Source organism: Algibacter sp. L1A34 (assembly GCF_009796805.1).
In the GTDB taxonomy this organism is placed as follows: domain Bacteria; phylum Bacteroidota; class Bacteroidia; order Flavobacteriales; family Flavobacteriaceae; genus Algibacter.
In genome coordinates, this window is the sequence record NZ_CP047029.1 from 2,114,080 (window position 1) to 2,136,009 (window position 21,930).

The window sequence follows — 21,930 nt, forward strand, 5'->3', positions numbered from 1 at the left end:
TAAAATTTTAATTATTTCTTCTTTCTTTTAAATCATTTTCAATTTGCACTTCTAATTTTTTATTTATTTCATAGAAAAATAAGAGTCCAGTACCTAATAAAAAGGGAATAGCAGGGTAAATACTTACCAACATTTTACTGCCCATAATAGTAGTTTCAGATTGTATTGCTAAATCAGCATTGTAACCGTAGCTTCCTAATATTGCTGTTAAAAGAGCACTACCAATACTTAAGCCTCCTTTTAAACCTATCATCATTGCAGAAAATATAATAGCTGTGGCGCGGTGGTTTGTTTTCCATTCAGAAAAGTCGGCCACATCGGCAATCATTGCCCATAAAAGGGGAATTGTTATTCCATATAGAAATCCATGAAAAATTTGTGCTAGAAAAATTAACCCAATTGATGTTGAAGGAATGAAATAAAATAATATAATGAACAGCGTAGATAAGAATAAAAAAGTACCAAACACATCTCTTTTACCGTATTTATCGGCTAAGTTTTTAGAGAACATTATTCCAATAATCATGAAACTAATTCCACCGGCATTAAACAATCCAAAACCAGCAGAAACAGGATTTTCTCCAAAGAAATTGATGCCAATATCAGATAAAAAGTTTAAAATAGGTTGTAAAAATTGTGTTAGTGCAGTTTCATCAACATAGTTTTCAAAATAATAAACATAAGAACCTCCTTTAATTGCTAAAGTTATAAAAACCAATGTGGTTAGTACAAGCATTATTACCCAAGGTTTGTTTTTTATTAAATCTGCCAAATCTTCTTTAACGCTCGATTTTTGTTCAGGTTTAGGAACAATACGTTCTTTGGTAGTAAAAAATGTAATTAATAACATTACGGTGCCAATAATTGCCAACCAAGTCATTACAACCTCAATACCAACAGCTTTATCTCCACCACCTGCAGTTTCTATAATTGGTAGCATAAATACTTGCACAAAGAATTGTGCGACCATAACAGCAATAAATCGATAAGATGAAATACTGTTTCGTTCACCCATATCACCTGTTATAACACCGCTTAATGCAGAATATGGTAAGTTGTTTGCTGCATATAACAAAAGCAGTAATGTGTAAGTTACTACGGCATAAATAACTTTCCCTTTGTAATCAAAATCGGGAGTACTAAATGCTAATAGAGCAACAACTCCAAGAGGAACGGCGGTCCATAAAATCCAAGGTCTAAATTTGCCCCATCTTGTGTTGGTTCTATCGGCAATAGCTCCCATTATTGGGTTGAAAACAAAGGCAGCAATTAGGCCAACTGTTAATATAATTATGGAAGCATCATTTGGTTGAAGCCCATAAATATCTGTATAGAAATAGGCCAAATAAGTCATTAATGTTTGAAAAACAAGGTTAGCCGCAAGATCTCCCAGACTGTATCCAATTTTTTCTTTAATTGATAGTTTTTGCGTGTTAGAATCCATAATTATTCGTCGTTATTTTGTTTAAGAGCTATAACACTGTCGTATGCTTTTTTTGTTGAAAAATCCCTATCGAATAAAAGTGGGTAGTTTGTACGCCCTTTTATAGGCCAATTATTTAGCCAAGATTGTTTATCTGTAACACCCCAAAAAGTAACTCTACCAATTTTATCTTTATGTTTTAAAAACAATTTAAAAATAGCTTCATATCGGTTTGCTAATTTTACTTGTATAGAATCTGGCAGTGCTTTTTGGTATGGATCCATTGTTTTATCACCTACAAGCTCGTCGTAATTTTGACTCACCTCAGCGCCTTCTAAATCCCAAGGGTTTGGTAATGCTGTTACATCTAATTCTGTAATCATAACTTTAACACCAAGTTTAGAATATTCAATAATGCTATTTTCAATATCTTCGAGAGAAGGACCATTTAAACTCCAATGCGCCTGCATACCAATACCATCTATTGTTGTCCCTTTTGCTTGTATTTGTTTTACTAGTTTTATTGCACCAGCTCGTTTTGCTGGTTTCCACATATTATAGTCGTTATAAATTAATTCAGCTTCAGGATCTGCAATAGAGGCAGCTTTAAAGGCTTGCTCAATATAATTTTCGCCTAAAACATTATAAAATATAGATTGTCTTAAGGTTCCATCTTCATTTAAAGCTTCATTAACAACATCCCAAGAATTAATTCTACCTTTATATTTAGTGACAATAGTATTAATATGGTGCTTAACCTGGTTTGCCATTACCGTACTATCTTCAATTTCTTGCATCCATGGCGCTAATTGGCTATGCCAAACAAGGGTGTGACCAACAATATGAGCATTCATTTTTTCGCCTAGAGCCACATATTTATCTGCTACATCAAAATAAAAGGAATCTTTTTTAGGATGAATTTGTTCCCATTTCATTTCGTTTTCGGGAGTTAAGGCATTAAACTCCTTTTTTAGTAAATTAACAGCTAGAGTGTCCGTGCCTTCTATCTGGTCTTTATTAATTGCCGCACCAATAAAAAAGTCGTTTTGAAAAGCTTGCTTTAACGAAACCGAATTCTCTTTTATTGGGTCGTTTTTACAATTAAATAAAGTTAATAGAAGTACAAATAAGATAAGATATTGTTTTGTTTTATTAATCATAATGTAATTTTAAAAAGATAAACAAGAGCGATTTTACTCTTACTTTGATGTTAATAAAAGTACTTTTAATGAAGATATTTTGGTAAAACAAAATGGACTAATCTTGCAACAATTGTTGCGATATTTGATTAAAACCCTAGGATATACCTCGTTTGTTTGGTGCGCATCATTTTTCTCTATATTAGAACACATGTGTTTGAGAAATAATAGCAAGCTTTGTAGAAGTTAATATACGAGCTAGAAACTGTTATTTGTTTTTAGAAAAACAAAAGGTAAGACATTCTCAGTCTATCTGTTTTTTTGAGAAAACGGATATCAGGATTTTTAATTTATAACTATTGGAGTTCTGTAAAGATTATTAAACTTTAAATTCTGCCCATAATGGATAATGGTCGGATATAAGCCAAGACAAACTGTTTTTTGTTAGCTCACGATTTTTTAAAGCAAAAGGAACAAAGTCGTAATTACCACCATTTAAAAATTCCATAGAAAGTTTAGGGCCTTTATTTTCACTATTAAACCAAGCAATTTGATCGTAGTATTTTGTGGTGTTGAAAATGGATCTCGTTACACCTTCATTTTGAAGTTGAGGTGGCACATACAATCCTTCGGAAAGAAATGTTTGGTCTAAAAGATCACCACGTTCATCTATATTAAAATCTCCCAAAACAATAAAATCTTGATGATAAGCATTGATGCTATTTGCCCAACTAGAAAGCCATTTGGCAATACCTTTTAATTCATCTATTCTGCTACTTGGGCTGCTACCATATAAAATATGTAAGGTTACTAATATAAAGGTATGATTGTTTGATTGAAAACTTACAGCATAAGGGGATCTCACAAATTGATTCGATAAGGCGTGGTCCTTAATATCATCTTCCCACTCCTCTGGTACAACCAATTCTCCTGCTAATCCCGATAATTGTACACGTCTTTTATCAAAAAGATAAGCCATGCGTTCCCCATTGCCCACTTTACCTTTATTAACATCGGTTAATATAAAAGACCAATTAGTACCTAAAACTTTTAAGGTATCCCTCAAAGCTCTAATATTATCTTTCACCTCTTGTACGGCAACCACATCAAACCTGCTAATAATTTCGGCAATGCATAAAACAGAGTGTAAATCACGTTTAGGAGAGTCGGTATCATCAGAATCCCATTTTCGAGTTAAATTACCAAAAGCACGTATATTCCAAGTGGCAATTAAAAGGTTTTTATCTAATTTTTTTGAAGGGATTTTAGCGTTCAAATCTACTTTTAGTAAATTTAAATTGTCTTGCACTTCGGATGGCGGTATATCTGTAGCGGAAATCATACTCTAAATATAGCTAAAAATTGCTTTAATTTTAAATTTTGATACTGAAATTATTGAATTTAGTGCTGTGTGTTTTTGTTTCCTAGCATTTATTGGTGCTATTTATTTTAAAATATCATTATTAAGTTTTTAATAACACTTTACGGAAACTCCAAAATGTTTTAAAAATAAAATATGTAGCCGTTTACGCTAAGAGGTTTGCGAAATATATCTATATTTAACCTGTAATAAACCTTAAGCTAGTTTATTGCCATTCTTCCCTAAAGAATATTTAATAAAAAATAATAACCAAGGTTATATTAGATAAAAGTAAGAAAATAGTTATTTATGGGTTGGAGTTTATGGCTTAAATTAATAGTTGTTTTTTGACATTTGCACTTGCAGCAATATAGTTAGTTTTATGACAGAGCCTAAAGCAGAGGACTTTGAAAATTCTGTATAGAACAATTTAATAAATTACATCTTCGAAATACCTTATGAAGATAAAGTTATTTATTCTGGAGGAATAAAAAAACCAAGTATTTCAGGTATTAATGCAACGATGAGTCGTCGGAAAGTATCTTTCTGTTTTGATTATAACCCTTTTGATTCTGAAACTAAACTTGAATTAGCTGAAAGTAGAATTTTGAAATTAAGTAAAACAAAAAGCGGAAAAAATATTTTTGGACAGATAATTATGAGCTGTTTAAAAAAGATCATTTTAAGGGATCAATGATAAACGATGAAATTTCAGAAAAAATTAAAATCAAATTTTATAAATTCTGAAAAGCCTCAATAGGGTTAGAGTTGTCTAAAGTTAATCCTAGTTCAAATTTCACCCAAACAAAAATGCATTTCTTAAAAACCCAACACAACCTCATAATTTTAGCTGTACTTGTTTTCAGTTGCTGTTCTCAACAAAAGCATCCGTTTTCAAAAGAAGATTTGGCGGCTCAGCAAGCCTTTATTGGGCTTATTGATATTACGCTCAATAATGTGAACAAAATAGCTTTAATAGATTCCATAAAAACATTAAAACTTCCTACGAAAGAAGGCTCAGTTAAAGCCTATGAAAAAGGAGGCTATGTAGATAAACCTATAACGCGATCGGAAGAAGATCGGCATATGCAAATGTATCGTGATGTTATGGCGTTTATAAATGTTGGGGTTGGAGATTGTTTTTTACCGTCATCGGATTATAAATTTAGAACAGAAGATTTTGTTTACAATGTAAAACCGTGTTTGGGTGAGTTGTATCCGGAAATTCAGGATAAATTATTTACAGAATTTTCTAAAACAGCCACAATTGGTAAACACGTGTTTAAGGAAGTAAACAGTTTACTTGCGCTACACGGCACAGAAATGGGTATGGTGCAACTTTATGACGATGGGTATTATTTTATTTTCTTCGAGAAAAGCAACAAAGCGAAAGTTTATTCTATTTTTGAAGGTTTAAGTATGCAAATAGGCGACCATAATACGGTGTTTAAGGATTATAGGCGTAAATAATATATTAGAATGAAAATAAAACAAATAATCCTATTGGTTTTTAGTTCCTTTATAGCGTTGTCGTGTAGGGAATATGTTGATAAGGGTTTAACAAACTATCGGTATTTTGACAGGGCTTTGGCAGATACTATTCCGAAGAAAAAACTGAAAGCGGTTACAAACGAGGCATATCTGCAATATGGAGTTAACGTTGCTTTTGTAAATGAAAGTAATGATACTGTAATTCCGTTTGGGAAATATGCATACTACGGCTCGGATACATTAGAATTCTATGCCAATGTTATGGAGCATCCCAATGATAGTACGTATGGACGCCAGATAGCCATAGACAGAAACGAGCATATTCTATTCGATCTTGTTATGTTTGATAATGGACCGGAACCGATTAAAGGTGGGTTAACGCGAGTGCTTCGAAATGGTAAAATGGGATATGCTAACGTATTTGGACAGGTTGTAATTGCCTGCAAATATGATTATGTGAAATGGTTTGAAAACGGAAAAGCGGAAGTAACTTACAATGCCAAAGAATTTTTTGATTTAGATGAACACAGAGCTATTGAAAGTGAGGAATGGTTTTTGATTGATAAAAAAGGAAAGCGGGTAGAATAAAACCCTAATTGATAATTATGAATGACACGACTATAATTGTTGCACTAGTTATTATCTTGATTTGCCATTTAGCAGTGATTTCGATTGGGTATAAAATAAAAAAGACCGTATTATCTATTTCTTATGTAAACGCGATTTTTGTGATCGCGTTGCTTGTTTTTTGGGGTGTCGATATCGTGAATATTAAAGAGCATCACTTCGAATTTAGAGAGTTAATTTTGCTAGGCTTGGAAGTCTGTATTTTAATATGCGCTATTTATTCGATTACAGGGTTCTATAATAAAACCTTTGTAAAAGTGATAAATTATATCGGGTTTTGGTTTCATGTATTGGCTTTAGTAGGAATGCTTATTTTTATGTGGACTTTTACGCTTAATGGATTTTATTAATATTGTGTAAACTGCAGTTACTGGGGCGTTTTGGTTTTTATTTCCTAAATTATTGATACAAACAACGACGTTAATTTTTAAAACATAAATACAGCACACGGAATGAGCATAGAGCAAGCCTATAATATTTGGGCAAATCAATACGACACAAACGAAAACCGCACAAGAGATTTAGATAAAACGTGCACTATTGAGACTTTAAGTAAATATAAGTTTAGTAATGTACTAGAATTATGTTGTGGCACAGGGAAAAATACGGAATGGTTATTAGCGCATGCACAGCAAATAATTGGTTTGGATTTTTCGGGAGAAATGCTTAATAAAGCAAAGGAAAAAATAGTAGACGATAAGGTTACTTTCAAAAAAGCAGACTTAACTCAAAACTGGGAAATCGACAATAATTTTGCCGACCTTATAACTTGTAGTTTAACGCTAGAGCATATAGAAAACTTAGATCATATTTTTAATCAAGCATATTCAAAATTAAAAAAGAATGGCTTGTTTTTTATTAGTGAATTACATCCTTTTAAACAATATTCGGGTAGTAAAGCTAGGTATGAAACGGAGCAAGGTACGAAGGAATTAGAAGTGTATATTCATCATGTTTCGGAATATATTGATGATGCCAAAAAGCATGGTTTGGAATTGGTTGAATTAAAAGAATGGTTTGATGAAGACGCAGAACATGGATTGCCTAGATTAATTTCTTTTGTGTTTAAAAAATAAAACCCTGATAATATATTTATTATCAGGGTTTTAGTGGAGTCGGAGAGAATCGAACTCTCGTCCAAACAAGTAACCAAAGGGCCTTCTACACGTTTATTCTTTTCTTGGGTTTTCGATTATAAGCTGGTTAAAGACAACCCACTCATAACTTATCTTCTTTAGTTTCGTAAAAGCATCAAAGCACTGCTCAAACTATATTGACATTTACGATATCTCAAAATGGAACGCCGTCAATCAAGGCTTTCCGGAGACATAAAGCTTGTACACCTTGTGTACCTAGGCCAATCCTACTATAATTCGGATTAAGCAGCTAAAGCGTAGTTATTCTCGCCGTTTAAAAGTTGGTCTAGCCTTTTACGTGTTTCAATGCCATTACACGACGTGCTTACCGTTTCGTTAATCTCGCTGTCAAAACCAGTCGACCCCAGATTAAATAAAGTAGTAAAATATATTTTGGCGTTACCACAAGGGGCGGGCTTTACTCGTGCATTCTTGTTTTTAAATTAAAGAAGTCATGAATATAAATATTTCGGCAGTCGCCTTTTTTGAGAAAAACAAAAAATAGCTTCAACAATGCCTCAATCCCTAACGCATAGTTTGCAAAGTTAATTAAAACTTTCAAACTGAAAGGTAATTCGTTAACATATATCAAAAATTATACCATTTTCATTTGTCAGTTAATCGTAGTCAGTAAAAATAGTTGAGACAATTGATAAAATATTTCAATAAATTCACGAAATTACACCTAAACAATAAGCCATGAAATTCGCCGTTATAAAAGAACGTAAAAACCCGCCCGATCGCCGTGTGGTATTCTCTCCATCAAAATTAGCTGAAGCACAAAAACAATTTCCGCAGGCTACTTTTAAAGTAGAAAGCTCAGATATTCGTGTGTTTTCTGATAAAGAATACCAAAATTTAGGATTCGAGGTTTCAGAAAACGTGTCAGATTGCGATGTCATGCTTGGCGTAAAAGAAGTGCCCATCGATGCATTAATTCCGAATAAAAAATACTTTTTCTTTTCACACACCATAAAAAAGCAACCCTATAACCGCAAACTATTAAAAGCCGTTTTAGATAAAAACATAGAACTTTACGATCACGAAACTATAGTAAATGAAAAAGGGTTTCGCTTAATAGGTTTCGGTCGTTACGCCGGCATCGTAGGAGCATACAATGGTTTTCGAGCATGGGGATTAAAATATAATACTTGGCAATTACCCAAAGCTGGACCATTACCAAACCAGCAAGCCTTAATAAGCGAGCTCAATAAATTAGAACTGTCAAACATAAAAATATTACTAAGCGGTAGCGGTAAAGTAGCAAATGGCTCTCAAGAAATGCTTGATGCCATGAATATAAAAAGTGTATCTGTAACCGATTATTTAAACAGCGCTTTTAGCGAACCCGTATATTGTAAAATAGACGTACTAGATTATAACAAACGTAAAGATGGACAGGTAATCGATAATCAAGATTTTTTCGATAACCCACAAGATTATGAGTCGGATTTTATGCGTTTTGCAAAAGTAACCGATTATTATATTGCAGGTCATTTCCATGGAGATGGGGCACCATTTCTGTATACAAGAACAGATGTTAAATCTCCCGACTTTAACATTAAAGTTGTTGCCGATATTAGTTGTGATGTCGATGGTCCAGTAGCTACAACATTAAGAGCATCAACCATTGCGGACCCTATTTATGGTTACGATCCCAAAACAGAATCTGAAATCGATTATAAAAACGACAAAGCCATTGTGGTTATGGCAGTCGATAATTTACCATGCGAACTTCCACAAGATGCTAGTGAAGGTTTTGGTGAGATGTTTTTAAAAGCTGTAATTCCAGCTTTTTTTAATAACGATGCCGATGGTGTTTTACAACGAGCAAAAATGACCGAAAACGGTAAACTAAGTGAAAATTTCTCCTATTTGCAGGGATATGTTGACGGAAACTAATAAGTTTGCAATAATTACAAAATACCTACATTATTAAAACAGCATTAGTAACAGGAGCAGCCTCAGGACTGGGTTATGAATTAACTTTGTTATTAGCCAAAGACGCTTATAAATTAATATTAGTCGACATTGATTTCGTTAAATTGACTGAGGTGAAAACCGAAGTAGAAACCGAGTTTGATGTTGAGGTAATAGCATTAACTAAAGACTTAAGTTTACCTAATGTTTCTCAAGATATTATTAACGATATTGGAGATGCACCTATAGATGTGTTAATAAATAACGCGGGTTTTGGTTTGTTCGGCACTTTTGCCGAAACTAGTTGGGAACGCGAATTGGCCATGTTAAACGTACACGTAATAACTACCACGCATTTAACCAAATTGGTTTTAGATGGTATGGTTAAACGTGGTTCTGGTAAAATATTGAATATGGCTTCTTTAGCAGCTTTTCAGCCAGGGCCTTTAATGTCTATTTATTATGCTTCAAAAAGTTATATGCTATCTTTTTCTGAAGCTATTGCCAACGAGTTAAAAGGTACAGGTGTAACAGTGACAGCACTTTGCCCTGGGCCCACAAAAACGGCGTTTCAAGAAACGGTTTCTGAAGATGCCAACGATAATAAAATTACATTCAATATGGCGTGTGCTAAAGAAGTTGCGCTTTATGGTTATAATGCCATGTTAAAGGGTAAAAGTTATGCTATTCCTGGGCGTTTCAATAAAATTTTAGCTGTTATTCCAAGGTTTATTACTCGTAATGCGGCAACATCTATTGTTAGAAAACTTCAAGCTAAAAATAGAGAAGATTAGGGTTTTTATTCTTGATGTGTGTCTTTATTTATATTGGTAAATACCCAGTATCCTAGAATGAAAAAAGCACCAAATAATAAGGTAAAAAGCCAAACTTGCTTGTTTCCTAGTGGTTGCATGATCATGTTTATTATATCAATAAATAAAACTTTTGGGTTAGTTAAAATTTCCCAAGAATTATAGCGTAAAAAGCGACCTAAATACACGCCAAATGCGGATATAAAAAACACAAATGTCAAAATAAATCGCGTCTTTGTTTTATTTAAGTATTTCAATAAAATGGTTTTCATGTCGGTAACAGAAAAATAGAAAAGCATCATGCCGTTTAGTGCAAAGGCGGAAATTAATAAAATATCTAGCCAAAATATATGTGGTTGGTTATATCTTAAATGCCACATATCAGTTAATATATAAGGCGCATTAGGAAGAAAAAACAACCATACAACAAATGCCAAAAGCAGCGTTATTTTTTTAAGCTTGGGAACACTAACTAAATAAATTGTAATGGCATATGGAATGGCTGCTAAGAATAGATTCCAAACTAAAAAAAGATAGTTGTCGGAGTGCGCGAGTTTCATTCTAATCATAAGTAAAATTAGAGTAGAACTTATTGAAACGCTTAATAATGCGAGAGATTTATATCGGTAAGATATACGGTTGTTAATATAATTCATGAGGTTTAGAATTTAATTGTTCTATAATTAAAACGGTAATAATACCAAAGGTATAAGCAACTAAATCGCCTACTTGAAACGTGCTACCTAATATGATGGTTAGTAGTTTGTGATCTTCTAGATTTAATAATTTTAATAGATTGAAGTATTGTGCGAATTCTATTAAAAAAGCAATAATTAATACTGTCGCACCTAATTTAAAATGATTTATTTTTAAGAAGCTTTTAAAAAAGCAGTAAAGTAAAATTACCGATAGAAAATCTCCGAAGGTGTAACGTATAAAACCTGTTTTTAGGTATATAGCAATTAGTGTTTCTATAACGAGTAATAATAATGCAAAAGTAAAATATGTTTTGTTAAATTTTAATATCATTTTATGTTTATTTTTTTACCTAAAAATTTAGGGCCTACATTAAATAGCAAATCTATAGAAGCTTTTGTTCTTGCTAAATATTCGCGAATTCTAGTTTTAAAACTATACCGATTGGGGACATCTTTCGCGTTAAAAGCAATAGCGTGTATATCATAACTTTTGGCCAGATAAATGGCTCTTTCGTTGTGGAATTTTTGAGAGATAATAGTGAACTCTGTTAATCCAAAAACTTCTTTAGCTCGTACCATGGAGTCTAATGTTCTAAAGCCTGCATAATCCAAGTGAATTTTGTTCTTTGGAACACCATTACTAATTAAATCATTTTTAAAATCGGTAGGTTCATCATAATTTTTCCGACTGTTATCACCGCTAATCAGTATGTGTTTAATTTTACCAGAGTTATATAGATCTATAGCGGCTTCTAAGCGGTGTTTATAATATAAATTAATGCTGCCATAACTATTATACTTACTTGCTCCCAAAATGAGTCCAACTCGGTTTTTTGGGATTTCGGAAATAGAGTCGTAAAGTGTATTTTTTGCTTGATAATTCACCCAAATGTTTACACAAATGATGTAAATAAAAGCAATGCCACAGATTTTAATTAAGTGTTTTAAATACATCATAATAGGTCTTGAATTTGGGGTTTAATATTTTCGATATCTTTTATTAGCCATACCCAAGATTGTAGAGATGAAATGAAAGCGGCAACAAAAAAGCAAATTGCAAATTTGGATTGTATTAGTCCATAACTACATAGTGAGAATGATATAATAGCGTAATAAGGAAAATATTTTTGAAATACATCTCTAGCAGTGGTTTTATTATTTTTTGACAGAAAAAAAGGAGCGATTGTTAATGCAATTACAATGGTGTTACAGATAAAAATAGGTATGAATGATAATAATATAAAAGGAAACATATCTAGCTCAAAGTTTTGAGAAAAGATAATAGTCCAAAAAATAAAAGTAGACAAGCCAGTGGCTTTTAATATGGTATTTATCAGTTTCATAATCTTTTATTTAGATTTAATTTTTAGATTATCAAAACTCCATTCTTGCCAGTTTCTTTCATTTAGAGACGAAGTGTACTCCTTAAGTTTTTTATCAGCTAAATATTTTGATTGTCCTTTTGAATAGATGCCATCACCGTAAGTTTTTAATATAAAAGAGTTATTGTTCGATAGATTAACTAAGTAATCGAAATCTGCAGTAGCAGCGTAGTTTAAGTTGTATTTGGTAATTAAAGCATCCCAATTAAAGGCGCAAGAGATGATTAAAATAGCAAAAGCTATTTGAGAGTTAACACGGAATAAATACCAAAGATTTTTTACGTTGTAAACTTTTTTAGCGGTAGTTAAAAGTCCTACGAGTGTAAGTAATAAATACACAAAAACACCAATACGCTTATAAGTAAAACCAAAAGAAGAAATGTATTGGTAGTTTTTCACAACTATGCTAAAAACTAGTATAAGGTTAAGAGTGATCCAGACGTAGGTAAGATTTTTTAAAGTTTGATTACATTTGTAAAAGTTTAAGTCTCCTCTAAAGAAGTATAAAATTATTATAATAGCCATAATAATTGATGCAATAAGTGCATATATGCCACTGTGAACTTGATTCGATAATTCGGCGGCATTCAAATCTTTTATTTCAACTAAGTAAACAATGTCTGTAATTAAGAAAAGAATGATTAGTGTATTGAGCATTACCATAAGAATAAGTGCCAATTGATTTTCTTTTTTTAGGTTTTCTTCCGAAATATTTTTTTTGTTTTTTAAAAAATTTCCAATTTTTAAATCATTCTCTGTTGCCGGATTAACTTTTATAGGTGTTGAGATGTTGATAAGTAAAAAGTAACCTAATGCTGAAAATAGTATCCATTTTAAATTTATAAAATCGAAATTTATTTTTGAGATAAAATCATGAAACAATGGGTTTCCGTTACTGTAAAAACCTATAAAGACAAGCACAATCATTAAGGGAATACCTATAATTTTCACTAAGTGTAAATAATCTATATCTTTTTTATGTTGAGTGTTTTCCTCGGTTTTTGGTTTGTTTAGAATCTTGTGAAAATAACCAGCAATTGTGGTATAAATACCATTTAGCCAATTAACATAGATCGAAGAGCCGCGTTCTGAGACATGACCTATTAATGTTAAAAATGCTATGCAATTGGCAATAATGGCTAAGCTAGATTGAAATAGAAAAATGGAAGTAGCTGTAATGAGGTAAATGAAAGTATATGCCAATACACTTTTTTGTTTGAAAGCTTTTCGATTATAATTTGCTAGAACAAGAATGGTTAATAAGCTAAATAATGATAAGTTTAGGCCTATATTTTGGTCGTAAAATAAAGTGCTGAATAATAGTGAGCCAATAAGTAAAGGAAGGTTTTTCATTTTTAAATTGTTTTTTATTAGGAGTTGATTGATTTTACTTGTTTTTTTGAAAAAATGGCTTCTCTAAAATCATTAATTGAAACCAACAATAAATTTTTGTAGTTCAAATGATGAAACGCGTTAGCTTGTTTACCAATACAAAAAGATTTATAATAATATCTGTAATACTCAGGAAGTATAATACTACCAATTGTAGCAGCTCCAATAGCGTATAGACTTCTTTTTCCGTTACCAATACATAAGTATTGTAACGCTATTTCATCTTCCACATTGGTTTTGTAGCCTGTTAGTGTATGGTAGGCATCATGTCGTTCACCTTTAGGTATAAGTTCAAAATTATATTTGCTTAAAAAGAGACCGAGATGTTTTCCGAAAGAATCTTCGGGGTAATTTAAAAGTTGGTTTTTTTTAATACCCCATGGTTTACGGGTCAAAAAAAGATCTCCATAAAGTTTTTGGGCTTTTTTAAATAACCAGGTTAATAATTTTTTTCTATTTTTCATATGTAAAGTACTTTGAATTTCAAAGTAAAAGGTTAAAAAAAACATTTTGTTGTTTTCTTGAGACTAAAGTCTAGCTTTTATTAATTAATTTTTCGAGTGCATTAATGTGTTTTTTAAACTCAGCACGACCTAAACCGGTAGTAGAGTAACGGGTGTTCGGTTTGCGGCCTATAAACTGTTTTTCAACTTTTATGTATTCCACTTTTTCTAGAGCTTTGGTATGGCTAGCAATGTTACCATCGGTGGCGCCTAAAAGTTCTTTTAGCATATTAAAATCGGCATACTCGTTCACCATTAAAATAGACATAATACCTAATCTAATTCTATGATCGAATGCTTTATTTATATTGGTTATTATGCTCATAGATCTAAATTCGTTTGCTTTTAGATTTTATTATTTCGTTATCATTAATCGTTTTAATTTTACCAAAAAGAAACGTTACTGCAAACGCAAAAGCACCAATAAATAAGGAAAAAGGAATTAATACTACCGCACCTTGCTTTATGGTTTTACGTTTTGCACCTTGGGCTGTAATATTTTGAGATTCTGAAGTGAGTTCTTCTTTATCTATAATACCATTTTTATTTACGTCGTAAAGTGCAAATTCTTGCTCGTAACTTTCATTGGAATAATATAGGTATGCCAATCCGAGGCCGTAAATAATTACGGAAGTGATTACTGCAATTATGATTGCTTTGTTCATTTTGTATCGTATTTAAAGTGCATAATGCTACCGTATATTATGTGCATTATTCCAAAGCCTAATACCCATAGCCAAAAACCGTATCCAGGAAGTAGCGTGGCAATTAAACCTAAAACTATTTCTATATAACCTAAATAACGAATATCTCCAATGCTGTATTTTGATGCGTTTACTAAAGCTAATCCATAGAATATAAGCATTAAGCCACCGGTTTGTCCGTATTTGCCATGGCTTAATATAATTAGGATATACAAACCGCCGGCAATTAACGGAATTAAAAAATTAATAACTAATCGCTTTGATGTGACGTCCCACATTTTAGCACCTGTTTTTTTAGCTTTTTTTGCTGAAAGTATGTAGCCCGTTAAGGCGCTAAAACCAGCAACCAAAGCTAAAATAAACATAACGATTCTAAAAATTTTACCATCTAGAATTAACGTACCGTAACTGTATTGGTTAACAAGCCAATAAGCGGCGGCTGCACCAATAAGTGCATATGTTCCTGCTAAAATTCCAGATAAACCACTTAAGGAAATAAATCGGGTAGATTTATTCATTAAATCTTTAATGTCCGATATGTCTTTTAAATAATCTTTTGATTCCATATAAAAGTACTTTGAAATGCAAAGTAAATAAATATTTCTGAATTTTCGACTACTTATTTTTATTAAATTTGAAAATAAACTACTTGATGTGAATCCGATAGATAATTATTTTATAAGTCAGAAAGAACCTTACCAAGCGATTATGTTGTTTGTGCGAAGCGTTATTTTAAAGACTTTGCCAGAGGTAGAAGAGCGGTATAGTTATAAAATTCCGTTTTATAATTGCCATAAAAAGCCTATGATTTATATTAATATTTTGAAAGGGAAAAATTATGTTGATGTGGCTTTTGTGCAAGGGGTTTTGCTAGAAAAAGAGTTTTCTGTTTTGAAAAATGATAATAAACGAAAGCAAGTACGTTCTATTCAATTAAAAACTTTGGGAGATTTAGATTATGATGTTTTTGTTGAATTACTACACGCCGCATCAAAATTGTTAAGCGAAAGCAAAAGGGCTTGGTTTATTGATTGAGACTTTTAATGTTATAAGATTTATTTAAATTTGAAATGACTTTTGATTAATATTAATTTTGCAAACAAGCTTTCGTATTCTGTTTGTGCTATACTTGGCTGGTAATTGCGGGAGCGATAGTAGCGGCATCCTTTTTGTAAAAATAAAATGCCATAAACCACAGTTTTACCTTTGGGTTTATGGCATATAAATAAGTTTAATATATGGCTACTACTTTACAAAAAGATACAGCGGATAGCGCGGTTTTTATTTTTCTTAAAAACCCGCCCAACACGTTTTAAATATTGAAAATTCCTCCAAAGGCAACAACGCGTTGTAAATAAGTAAAATGTTGAGATGCACTATCGCTAGAGCTTGATGTGGTGCGAATATTTGGCATGTTTATATAACCACCTTTTAAATCGAGTTGCATAAAAAAGTGCTTGAAAAAAGTGAAATTAATTCCTGCTCGGGCTGATACTCCATAACCGGCTACATGAAATTCGTCGTTTCGTTCTTTTAATAACAATGTGCTGTTTGTTTTTGGGAATAATACGCCACCACCGATGCCTTCGGTTAAATTAATTTGAAATTTATCGATGTTTGGAAGATTGAAAAAGGATGAAATATCGTCGTGTCTAGCTATTTCTGTATGGATATAATTTAACCCATCTGTATGTTCGAAAGCTAAAAAATCTTCAGATAGGTAGGTGGCTTTGTTGTTGTAAATGCCATTAAATTGTGAGCCTTCTTCTGTGGTTGGAAGATCGATGTATCCGCTTAAATCTCTGGTTCTATCTTGTTCCATAACGTATTTCATGTGGTCTAAACCTAAAGAAATGGAATACTTGTCTGAAATGAAATACCCGAGTTTGAAATTGGTTTGAGGGATAGTCATTCGAGTTGGATTGAAATAATCGATGTGCCAACCTTTTGGTTTATCGTGTGCTGTAGCGTCTTTTATTGTAAAATTATAATCGTCGCCTTCAAAATGAATATCCGACTTGCTATAAGATTCTCTATTACCTCCCCAACTTACAAAGAATTTACCTTTGTTCGATGCGGTATATTTTACGGATTCTATGTCTTGGGCAAAGGCACTGAAATTAATAATACTTATAATAAATATAAGGATGTGCAGGTTTGATTTCATTATTACTTTTTTTTGAAGCGTTTTATAAAGATTGTACTGTTTTTCTAATTTTAACGAGATTACTAAGAAGATTTTCTAAATTATCTAAGTGTAACATATTAGCGCCATCGCTTTTTGCATTAGCAGGGTCGAAATGCGTTTCAATAAATAGGCCATCAACATTATTAACAATACCTGCGCGGGCAATGGTTTCAATCATATCTGGGCGTCCGCCAGTAACACCTGCAGTTTGGTTGGGTTGTTGCAGTGAGTGAGTAACATCGAGTACAACGGGTGCGTATTGTTTCATGGTTGGAATACCACGGAAATCTACAATCATGTCTTGGTAGCCAAACATGGTACCGCGATCTGTAATCCAAGCTTTATCGCTTCCGGCATCTTTTACTTTTTGCACAGCATGTTTCATGGCCTCCGGACTCATAAATTGTCCTTTTTTAAGGTTTACTACTTTACCTGTTTTTGCTGCAGCTACAACTAAATCGGTTTGGCGTACTAAAAAGGCTGGTATTTGTAAAACATCTACATATTGTGCGGCTAGTGCAGCATCGGATATTTCATGAATATCGGTTACCGTTGGTACATCGAAAGCTTCTGATACTTTCGCTAATATTTCTAAAGCTTTTTCGTCGCCAATGCCTGTAAAACTATCAATTCTGCTACGGTTTGCTTTCTTAAAACTACCTTTAAATATATAAGGAATTTCTAATTTATTAGTAATAGTAATTACTTTTTCGGCAATACGCATAGCCATATCTTCGCCTTCTATAGCACAAGGGCCGCAAAGAAGAAAGAAATTATTTGAACTGACGTGCTTTATTTTTGGAATATCTTGAAGATTCATCGACTTGAATTTAGGCGACAAAGATAATCAAATTAAAAACTACTTCTAAGGCTGTTTTTTATAATCCACATAGCCATAATAAAGTTCGTTAGCACAAATAATCCGGCGCTTACCATAACACTGTTTGAATTGATGGTTAAGCTGCTGAAATCGATAATTTTAGATAGATATGCTATAATTAAATATGATGATAGGCAAACAAAGGTAATACCAAGTGTGAAATTTAATTTTTTATTCGGTTTTATTATTTGCCATAAAAAAGGAATTGCAAATAATAAAATAGGATACGCTGTAAGACCTTCGGTACGGTTAATTGTAGTAAACCAATAAGCTGCAATAGCGATAAAATATAGGTAAGGGATGCTTTTTGTAATTCTATTAATTAAATTCATAGCAATTTGTTTTTAATGAGTATTTTGTGAGAGAATTTCTTATAAATATAACGAATAAGAGCCTTTAGAATTATCTTTAATTTTAATTATAACAAATTTTTAACTATATAAGAAAATAACATGTACCTTTGCAGGCTTAAAATAAGGCACACATTATGGCTAATATTAAAAATGTCGCAATTATTGCGCACGTAGATCACGGGAAAACAACATTGGTAGATAAGATTATGTACCACTGTCACTTATTTCGTGAAAATGAAAATACTGGAGATTTAATTCTAGATAATAACGATTTAGAAAGAGAACGTGGTATTACCATTACTTCTAAAAACGTTTCTGTAGTATATAAAGATACAAAAATTAACATTATAGATACACCAGGTCACGCCGATTTTGGAGGTGAAGTAGAGCGTGTTTTAAACATGGCCGATGGTGTTGTTTTGTTAGTTGATGCTTTTGAAGGCCCAATGCCTCAAACTCGTTTTGTATTACAAAAAGCTATTGATTTAGGTTTAAAACCATGTGTGGTTATAAATAAAGTTGATAAAGAAAACTGTACTCCAGATGAAGTACATGAAAAAGTTTTCGATTTAATGTTTGAACTTGGTGCAGAAGAGTGGCAATTGGATTTTCCAACGGTTTACGGTTCGGCTAAGAATAACTGGATGAGCGACGATTGGAAGAATGAAACTGATAATATTGAGCCATTATTAGATATGATTGTTGAGCATGTTCCAACTCCTGTTTTTCCAGAAGGAACTAGTCAAATGTTGATTACATCTTTAGATTTCTCTTCATTTACTGGTCGTATTGCAATTGGTAGAGTACAAAGAGGAAACATTGTAGAGGGGCAACAAATCGCTTTAGTAAAAAGAGATGGAACTGTTACTAAAAGTAGAATTAAAGAAGTTTTTATTTTTGAAGGTCTAGGACGTAAAAAAGTAGAAAGTGTTCAAACTGGTGATATTTGTGCGATTGTTGGTGTTGAAGGTTTTGAAATTGGAGATACTATTTCTGATATAGAAAATCCTGAAGGATTAAAATCTATCGCTATCGATGAGCCAACAATGAGTATGTTGTTTACAATTAACGATTCTCCTTTCTTCGGAAAAGACGGAAAGTATGTAACATCTCGTCATATTAAAGATCGTTTAGAAAAAGAATTAGAAAAAAACTTAGCACTTAAACTTGGTGAAACAGGTAGTGCAGATAAATTCATGGTTTTTGGTCGTGGTGTACTACACTTATCGGTTTTAATTGAAACTATGCGTCGTGAAGGTTATGAGCTTCAAATTGGACAACCACAAGTAATCATTAGAGAAATCGATGGTGTTAAATGTGAGCCAATTGAAGAGTTAACTATTGACCTTCCTGAAACTGTTTCTGGTAGAGCTGTAGAGTTTGTAACATTACGTAAAGGTGAAATGCTAAGCATGGAAGCTAAAGGAGATCGTATGATTTGCGAATTCTTAATTCCTTCTCGTGGTATTATTGGTTTACGTAATCAATTATTAACAGCAACTGCAGGTGAGGCTATTATGGCACACCGTTTTAAAGAATACCAACCATTAAAAGGAGCAATTCCTGGTCGTGTTTCTGGATCTTTAGTATCTATGGAAAACGGAACAGCAATTCCTTATTCTATTGATAAATTACAAGATCGTGGTAAATTTTTCGTAGAGCCAGGTGAGAATATTTATGAAGGCCAAGTAATTGGTGAAAACTCTCGTCAGGATGATATGAATATTAACATTACTAAAGCTAAAAAGCAAAGTAATGTACGTTCGTCTGGAGCAGATGATAAAGCGAAAATTGTACCAGCAATTAAATTTTCTTTAGAAGAAGCTTTAGAATATATTCAAAAAGATGAGTATGTTGAAGTTACACCACATCACTTACGTTTACGTAAAATTTGGTTAAATGAAGCAGATCGTAAAAGAAACAAAACTTTATAGTAATATAAATTATTAGGAATTTCAATTACAAATTGGGTTCGAGTATGTCGCTATGACTGTCGCGTAATACTTTTTTTAATGGAATTTTTAAAAAAATAACGAATAGTAAATACCGAAAGGTGTTTACTATTCGTGTTTTATGGCATTAGCATTATGTTCTCTACGATGTTAAAGCCAATATTATATAAATGCGGCTAGTTTTTGTATTAATTCACTCTACTTATTAAAGGTTAGAAACAATATAGTTTATAGCACTTATTGAATTAACTTGATGAATTAAATGATTTTGTATATTTGAAGTGTTTTGCAGTAATGTTTGAAATAAAAAAGGATAAATTAAGTTCTATATAATCTCAGCATTAATACTTCGAAATATAAACACCACAAAACTCATATTAATTGAAGAAATTAATAGATTATATTAATAAGCATGTTTTAGTAAAATTAACGTCGTTAAAAACGGTATTAGTGGTTGTTAAAATTCTTGCGGGTATTTTAACATCTAAGGCTATAGCTTTGGTTATTGGTCCTGTGGGCTTCGCTTTAATTGGTAATTTAGAGAATTTTGTTAGTGCATTTCATAATATAGCCTTATTAGGCTCTTATAAAACTGTTGTAAAATACGTGGGTCGTTTTAAAGACGATGCTAAATTATTAAGCAAAACACTTTCAACGGTATTTTATGTAGGGTTTCTTACTACTATTTTAGTATCTATGCTTTGCTATTTAAATGCAGAAACTATAAATAGTTTTATTTTTCCTAAATACAATAATTACGCCTATGTTATTCAAATTTTCGCAATTGCATTGCCTTTTTATGCCGTAAACATGTATTCCTTCTCTATAATGAGTGGATTTGGAAAATATAAGAGTATGTGCCATATAAATATAATAGGCCAGCTTCTAAGTGTTTCTATTGCATTAGTTTTAATTTATCAAAGTAAAATTGATGGTGCATTAATATCGGTAGTTATTTCCGAGTCTTTAATATTTTTAATTACGCTTGTAGGTATTTTTAATAGAAGAAGTTTAGCTCCTTCTATTCAAGTTAAAAATATAAGTTATGATATTTTAAAAAAAATGTGGCCAATTTCTATTATGGCTTTGCTTTCTGCTGTTCTTTTACCCCTTATAGCTCTTTGTATCCGATCTTATATTATTGATAATTTAGGTTATAAAGAAGCTGGTTTATGGGAAGCCATGAATAGAATATCTAGATATTATTTAATGTTTGTAACCTCTATAGTTGGGATGTCTATTTTATCTCGATTATCTAAAATTAATAATATAAATAAATTTAAAGAGGAAATTTTAATCTATTACAAAACATTAATTCCAATTTTGGTTGTTGGATTTATGGTTGTTTATTTTTTGAGGTCCTCCATTGTAAGTCTTGTTTTTACTACTGAGTTTAAACCTGTAGAAGGTTTGTTTATATGGCAATTACTTGGTGATTTTATTCGGATTCTTGCGGTAATGATAGCCTATCACTTTTTAGCAAAAAAGATGTTTTGGCATTATATCTTAACCGAGTTATTTCTTGTTGTAATGTTATATATTACAAGTGTTTATTTTATAGATATATTTGATGGTGTAAAAGGTGCGGTATTTGCACATTTTGTAAGTTATCTTATGTATTTTGGTATTATCTCTTTATTGTTATGGGGGCCTTTATTTAGGATTGATGCTAATGAAACCTCTTTAAAGAATGAGTAATTTTTATTTAGATGCTAAAACAACTGTTTAATAATTTTAAAGAGAATAAACTAATAGCGGTTGCTTCAATAAACTCAATTAGTGTTTTAGTACGATTAATTTCTGGTTTTATAGTTTCAAAATTCATGGCTATTTTTATTGGTCCATCTGGAATGGCGATATCCGGGAACCTATCAAACTTTATGCAGTCTATGCAAAGTTTATCAGCATTAGGTGTTAAAAATGGGGTTATAAAATATGTTGCAGAAACTCATAGAGATTAAGAACAATTA

General features: G+C 32.0%; 25 protein-coding genes and 1 other RNA gene. 10 read left to right on the forward strand and 16 right to left on the reverse strand.

The genetic code is table 11. The features are described from left to right. Window positions 1-7 precede the first annotated feature (7 nt). From GQR97_RS09070 to GQR97_RS09080, 3 genes are all read right to left on the reverse strand, one after another. A complete protein-coding gene (locus GQR97_RS09070) occupies window positions 8-1,444 on the reverse strand; it encodes an MFS transporter (RefSeq protein WP_158847626.1) in 1,437 nt (478 codons plus the stop codon). 2 nt (window positions 1,445-1,446) lie between these two features. Then, window positions 1,447-2,583, reverse strand: coding sequence for an endo-1,4-beta-xylanase (locus GQR97_RS09075; protein WP_158847628.1), 1,137 nt, complete (start codon window positions 2,581-2,583; stop codon window positions 1,447-1,449). A gap of 358 nt (window positions 2,584-2,941) precedes the next feature. After that, on the reverse strand, window positions 2,942-3,904 hold the full coding sequence (locus GQR97_RS09080) for an endonuclease/exonuclease/phosphatase family protein (protein WP_158847630.1): 963 nt from the start codon (window positions 3,902-3,904) through the stop codon (window positions 2,942-2,944). A gap of 828 nt (window positions 3,905-4,732) precedes the next feature. On the opposite strand from GQR97_RS09080, the gene GQR97_RS09085 reads away from it, so the two are divergent. The 4 genes from GQR97_RS09085 (at window position 4,733) to GQR97_RS09100 (ending at window position 7,116) form a co-directional block, all read left to right on the forward strand. Beyond that, complete coding sequence (locus GQR97_RS09085) at window positions 4,733-5,392, forward strand: hypothetical protein (RefSeq protein ID WP_158847632.1); 660 nt, start codon at window positions 4,733-4,735, stop codon at window positions 5,390-5,392. Window positions 5,393-5,401: 9 nt separating this feature from the next. Next, window positions 5,402-6,001: a WG repeat-containing protein gene (locus GQR97_RS09090; protein ID WP_158847634.1), complete on the forward strand. Its 600-nt coding sequence runs from the start codon at window positions 5,402-5,404 to the stop codon at window positions 5,999-6,001. Between the two features lie 17 nt (window positions 6,002-6,018). Further along, window positions 6,019-6,390 (forward strand): hypothetical protein, encoded by a 372-nt coding sequence (locus GQR97_RS09095; protein WP_158847636.1) that lies wholly within the window; start codon window positions 6,019-6,021, stop codon window positions 6,388-6,390. Between the two features lie 102 nt (window positions 6,391-6,492). Continuing rightward, the gene (locus GQR97_RS09100; protein WP_158847638.1) at window positions 6,493-7,116 is read left to right on the forward strand and encodes a class I SAM-dependent DNA methyltransferase; all 624 of its coding nucleotides are present in this window, start codon (window positions 6,493-6,495) and stop codon (window positions 7,114-7,116) included. Window positions 7,117-7,147: 31 nt separating this feature from the next. Here the strand turns inward: GQR97_RS09100 and ssrA are convergent. Beyond that, window positions 7,148-7,542, reverse strand: a transfer-messenger RNA (tmRNA) gene (ssrA, locus tag GQR97_RS09105). 333 nt (window positions 7,543-7,875) lie between these two features. Here ssrA and GQR97_RS09110 point away from each other — a divergent pair. Continuing rightward, a complete protein-coding gene (locus GQR97_RS09110) occupies window positions 7,876-9,078 on the forward strand; it encodes an NAD(P)-dependent oxidoreductase (protein WP_158847640.1) in 1,203 nt (400 codons plus the stop codon). 86 nt (window positions 9,079-9,164) lie between these two features. Beyond that, window positions 9,165-9,890 carry an SDR family NAD(P)-dependent oxidoreductase gene (locus GQR97_RS09115; protein ID WP_233267632.1) on the forward strand — a complete coding sequence of 242 codons (726 nt, stop codon included), beginning with the start codon at window positions 9,165-9,167 and terminating at the stop codon, window positions 9,888-9,890. A 5-nt stretch (window positions 9,891-9,895) separates the two neighbouring features. On the opposite strand, the gene GQR97_RS09120 is transcribed toward GQR97_RS09115, so the two are convergent. The 9 genes from GQR97_RS09120 to GQR97_RS09160 all read right to left on the reverse strand — a co-directional run bounded on the left by GQR97_RS09120 (window position 9,896) and on the right by GQR97_RS09160 (window position 15,153). Continuing rightward, entirely contained in the window at window positions 9,896-10,564 is a 669-nt protein-coding gene (locus GQR97_RS09120) for a DUF1361 domain-containing protein (protein ID WP_158847642.1), read from the reverse strand. Beyond that, window positions 10,551-10,937, reverse strand: a complete 387-nt coding sequence (locus tag GQR97_RS09125) for a DUF2809 domain-containing protein (RefSeq protein WP_158847644.1) — start codon at window positions 10,935-10,937, stop codon at window positions 10,551-10,553. Before GQR97_RS09125 ends, GQR97_RS09120 begins: the two co-directional genes overlap by 14 nt. Beyond that, the gene (locus GQR97_RS09130; protein ID WP_233267633.1) at window positions 10,934-11,563 is read right to left on the reverse strand and encodes a vancomycin high temperature exclusion protein; all 630 of its coding nucleotides are present in this window, start codon (window positions 11,561-11,563) and stop codon (window positions 10,934-10,936) included. Before GQR97_RS09130 ends, GQR97_RS09125 begins: the two co-directional genes overlap by 4 nt. After that, window positions 11,560-11,949 (reverse strand): hypothetical protein, encoded by a 390-nt coding sequence (locus GQR97_RS09135; protein ID WP_158847646.1) that lies wholly within the window; start codon window positions 11,947-11,949, stop codon window positions 11,560-11,562. The genes GQR97_RS09130 and GQR97_RS09135 overlap by 4 nt, the downstream gene beginning before the upstream one ends. Before the next feature lie 6 nt (window positions 11,950-11,955). Then, the gene (locus GQR97_RS09140; protein WP_158847648.1) at window positions 11,956-13,341 is read right to left on the reverse strand and encodes a DUF4153 domain-containing protein; all 1,386 of its coding nucleotides are present in this window, start codon (window positions 13,339-13,341) and stop codon (window positions 11,956-11,958) included. Window positions 13,342-13,358: 17 nt separating this feature from the next. Further along, window positions 13,359-13,844: a ubiquinone biosynthesis protein COQ4 gene (locus tag GQR97_RS09145; RefSeq protein WP_233267634.1), complete on the reverse strand. Its 486-nt coding sequence runs from the start codon at window positions 13,842-13,844 to the stop codon at window positions 13,359-13,361. 70 nt (window positions 13,845-13,914) lie between these two features. Continuing rightward, the gene (locus tag GQR97_RS09150; protein WP_158847652.1) at window positions 13,915-14,208 is read right to left on the reverse strand and encodes a winged helix-turn-helix domain-containing protein; all 294 of its coding nucleotides are present in this window, start codon (window positions 14,206-14,208) and stop codon (window positions 13,915-13,917) included. A 4-nt stretch (window positions 14,209-14,212) separates the two neighbouring features. Continuing rightward, complete coding sequence (locus tag GQR97_RS09155) at window positions 14,213-14,548, reverse strand: hypothetical protein (RefSeq protein WP_158847654.1); 336 nt, start codon at window positions 14,546-14,548, stop codon at window positions 14,213-14,215. Next, window positions 14,545-15,153, reverse strand: a complete 609-nt coding sequence (locus GQR97_RS09160; protein WP_158847656.1) for a hypothetical protein — start codon at window positions 15,151-15,153, stop codon at window positions 14,545-14,547. Before GQR97_RS09160 ends, GQR97_RS09155 begins: the two co-directional genes overlap by 4 nt. An 88-nt stretch (window positions 15,154-15,241) precedes the next feature. Between GQR97_RS09160 and GQR97_RS09165 the strand changes: the two genes are divergently transcribed. Continuing rightward, the gene (locus GQR97_RS09165) at window positions 15,242-15,622 is read left to right on the forward strand and encodes a DUF1801 domain-containing protein (RefSeq protein WP_158847658.1); all 381 of its coding nucleotides are present in this window, start codon (window positions 15,242-15,244) and stop codon (window positions 15,620-15,622) included. Between the two features lie 277 nt (window positions 15,623-15,899). Here the strand turns inward: GQR97_RS09165 and GQR97_RS09170 are convergent, their stop codons facing one another. The 3 genes from GQR97_RS09170 to GQR97_RS09180 are packed head-to-tail and all read right to left on the reverse strand — an operon-like array spanning window position 15,900 to window position 17,987. Beyond that, a complete protein-coding gene (locus GQR97_RS09170) occupies window positions 15,900-16,754 on the reverse strand; it encodes a hypothetical protein (protein ID WP_158847660.1) in 855 nt (284 codons plus the stop codon). A gap of 22 nt (window positions 16,755-16,776) precedes the next feature. Then, a complete protein-coding gene (kdsA, locus tag GQR97_RS09175; RefSeq protein WP_158847662.1) occupies window positions 16,777-17,595 on the reverse strand; it encodes a 3-deoxy-8-phosphooctulonate synthase in 819 nt (272 codons plus the stop codon). 32 nt (window positions 17,596-17,627) lie between these two features. Beyond that, entirely contained in the window at window positions 17,628-17,987 is a 360-nt protein-coding gene (locus tag GQR97_RS09180) for a hypothetical protein (protein WP_158847664.1), read from the reverse strand. A gap of 155 nt (window positions 17,988-18,142) precedes the next feature. Between GQR97_RS09180 and typA the strand changes: the two genes are divergently transcribed. The 3 genes from typA to GQR97_RS09195 all read left to right on the forward strand — a co-directional run bounded on the left by typA (window position 18,143) and on the right by GQR97_RS09195 (window position 21,921). After that, window positions 18,143-19,942 (forward strand): translational GTPase TypA, encoded by a 1,800-nt coding sequence (gene typA / locus GQR97_RS09185; RefSeq protein WP_158847666.1) that lies wholly within the window; start codon window positions 18,143-18,145, stop codon window positions 19,940-19,942. Window positions 19,943-20,341: 399 nt separating this feature from the next. Continuing rightward, window positions 20,342-21,658 carry an O-antigen translocase gene (locus GQR97_RS09190; RefSeq protein WP_158847668.1) on the forward strand — a complete coding sequence of 439 codons (1,317 nt, stop codon included), beginning with the start codon at window positions 20,342-20,344 and terminating at the stop codon, window positions 21,656-21,658. An 11-nt stretch (window positions 21,659-21,669) separates the two neighbouring features. After that, the gene (locus GQR97_RS09195; protein ID WP_158847670.1) at window positions 21,670-21,921 is read left to right on the forward strand and encodes a hypothetical protein; all 252 of its coding nucleotides are present in this window, start codon (window positions 21,670-21,672) and stop codon (window positions 21,919-21,921) included. Window positions 21,922-21,930 lie beyond the last annotated feature (9 nt).

Bases quoted from the DNA above. Each gene is read 5' to 3' on its own strand.
- GQR97_RS09100 (WP_158847638.1), top strand. From the start codon at position 6,493: ATGAGCATAGAGCAAGCCTATAATATTTGGGCAAATCAATACGACACA.
- GQR97_RS09080 (WP_158847630.1), bottom strand. From the start codon at position 3,904: ATGATTTCCGCTACAGATATACCGCCATCCGAAGTGCAAGACAATTTA.
- GQR97_RS09125 (WP_158847644.1), bottom strand. From the start codon at position 10,937: ATGATATTAAAATTTAACAAAACATATTTTACTTTTGCATTATTATTA.
- GQR97_RS09160 (WP_158847656.1), bottom strand. From the start codon at position 15,153: ATGGAATCAAAAGATTATTTAAAAGACATATCGGACATTAAAGATTTA.
- GQR97_RS09085 (WP_158847632.1), top strand. From the start codon at position 4,733: ATGCATTTCTTAAAAACCCAACACAACCTCATAATTTTAGCTGTACTT.
- GQR97_RS09090 (WP_158847634.1), top strand. From the start codon at position 5,402: ATGAAAATAAAACAAATAATCCTATTGGTTTTTAGTTCCTTTATAGCG.
- GQR97_RS09195 (WP_158847670.1), top strand. From the start codon at position 21,670: ATGCTAAAACAACTGTTTAATAATTTTAAAGAGAATAAACTAATAGCG.
- GQR97_RS09110 (WP_158847640.1), top strand. From the start codon at position 7,876: ATGAAATTCGCCGTTATAAAAGAACGTAAAAACCCGCCCGATCGCCGT.
- GQR97_RS09145 (WP_233267634.1), bottom strand. From the start codon at position 13,844: ATGAAAAATAGAAAAAAATTATTAACCTGGTTATTTAAAAAAGCCCAA.
- GQR97_RS09070 (WP_158847626.1), bottom strand. From the start codon at position 1,444: ATGGATTCTAACACGCAAAAACTATCAATTAAAGAAAAAATTGGATAC.
- GQR97_RS09075 (WP_158847628.1), bottom strand. From the start codon at position 2,583: ATGATTAATAAAACAAAACAATATCTTATCTTATTTGTACTTCTATTA.
- kdsA (WP_158847662.1), bottom strand. From the start codon at position 17,595: ATGAATCTTCAAGATATTCCAAAAATAAAGCACGTCAGTTCAAATAAT.
- GQR97_RS09135 (WP_158847646.1), bottom strand. From the start codon at position 11,949: ATGAAACTGATAAATACCATATTAAAAGCCACTGGCTTGTCTACTTTT.
- typA (WP_158847666.1), top strand. From the start codon at position 18,143: ATGGCTAATATTAAAAATGTCGCAATTATTGCGCACGTAGATCACGGG.
- GQR97_RS09150 (WP_158847652.1), bottom strand. From the start codon at position 14,208: ATGAGCATAATAACCAATATAAATAAAGCATTCGATCATAGAATTAGA.
- GQR97_RS09095 (WP_158847636.1), top strand. From the start codon at position 6,019: ATGAATGACACGACTATAATTGTTGCACTAGTTATTATCTTGATTTGC.
- GQR97_RS09180 (WP_158847664.1), bottom strand. From the start codon at position 17,987: ATGAATTTAATTAATAGAATTACAAAAAGCATCCCTTACCTATATTTT.
- GQR97_RS09155 (WP_158847654.1), bottom strand. From the start codon at position 14,548: ATGAACAAAGCAATCATAATTGCAGTAATCACTTCCGTAATTATTTAC.
- GQR97_RS09120 (WP_158847642.1), bottom strand. From the start codon at position 10,564: ATGAATTATATTAACAACCGTATATCTTACCGATATAAATCTCTCGCA.
- GQR97_RS09170 (WP_158847660.1), bottom strand. From the start codon at position 16,754: ATGAAATCAAACCTGCACATCCTTATATTTATTATAAGTATTATTAAT.
- GQR97_RS09140 (WP_158847648.1), bottom strand. From the start codon at position 13,341: ATGAAAAACCTTCCTTTACTTATTGGCTCACTATTATTCAGCACTTTA.
- GQR97_RS09130 (WP_233267633.1), bottom strand. From the start codon at position 11,563: ATGATGTATTTAAAACACTTAATTAAAATCTGTGGCATTGCTTTTATT.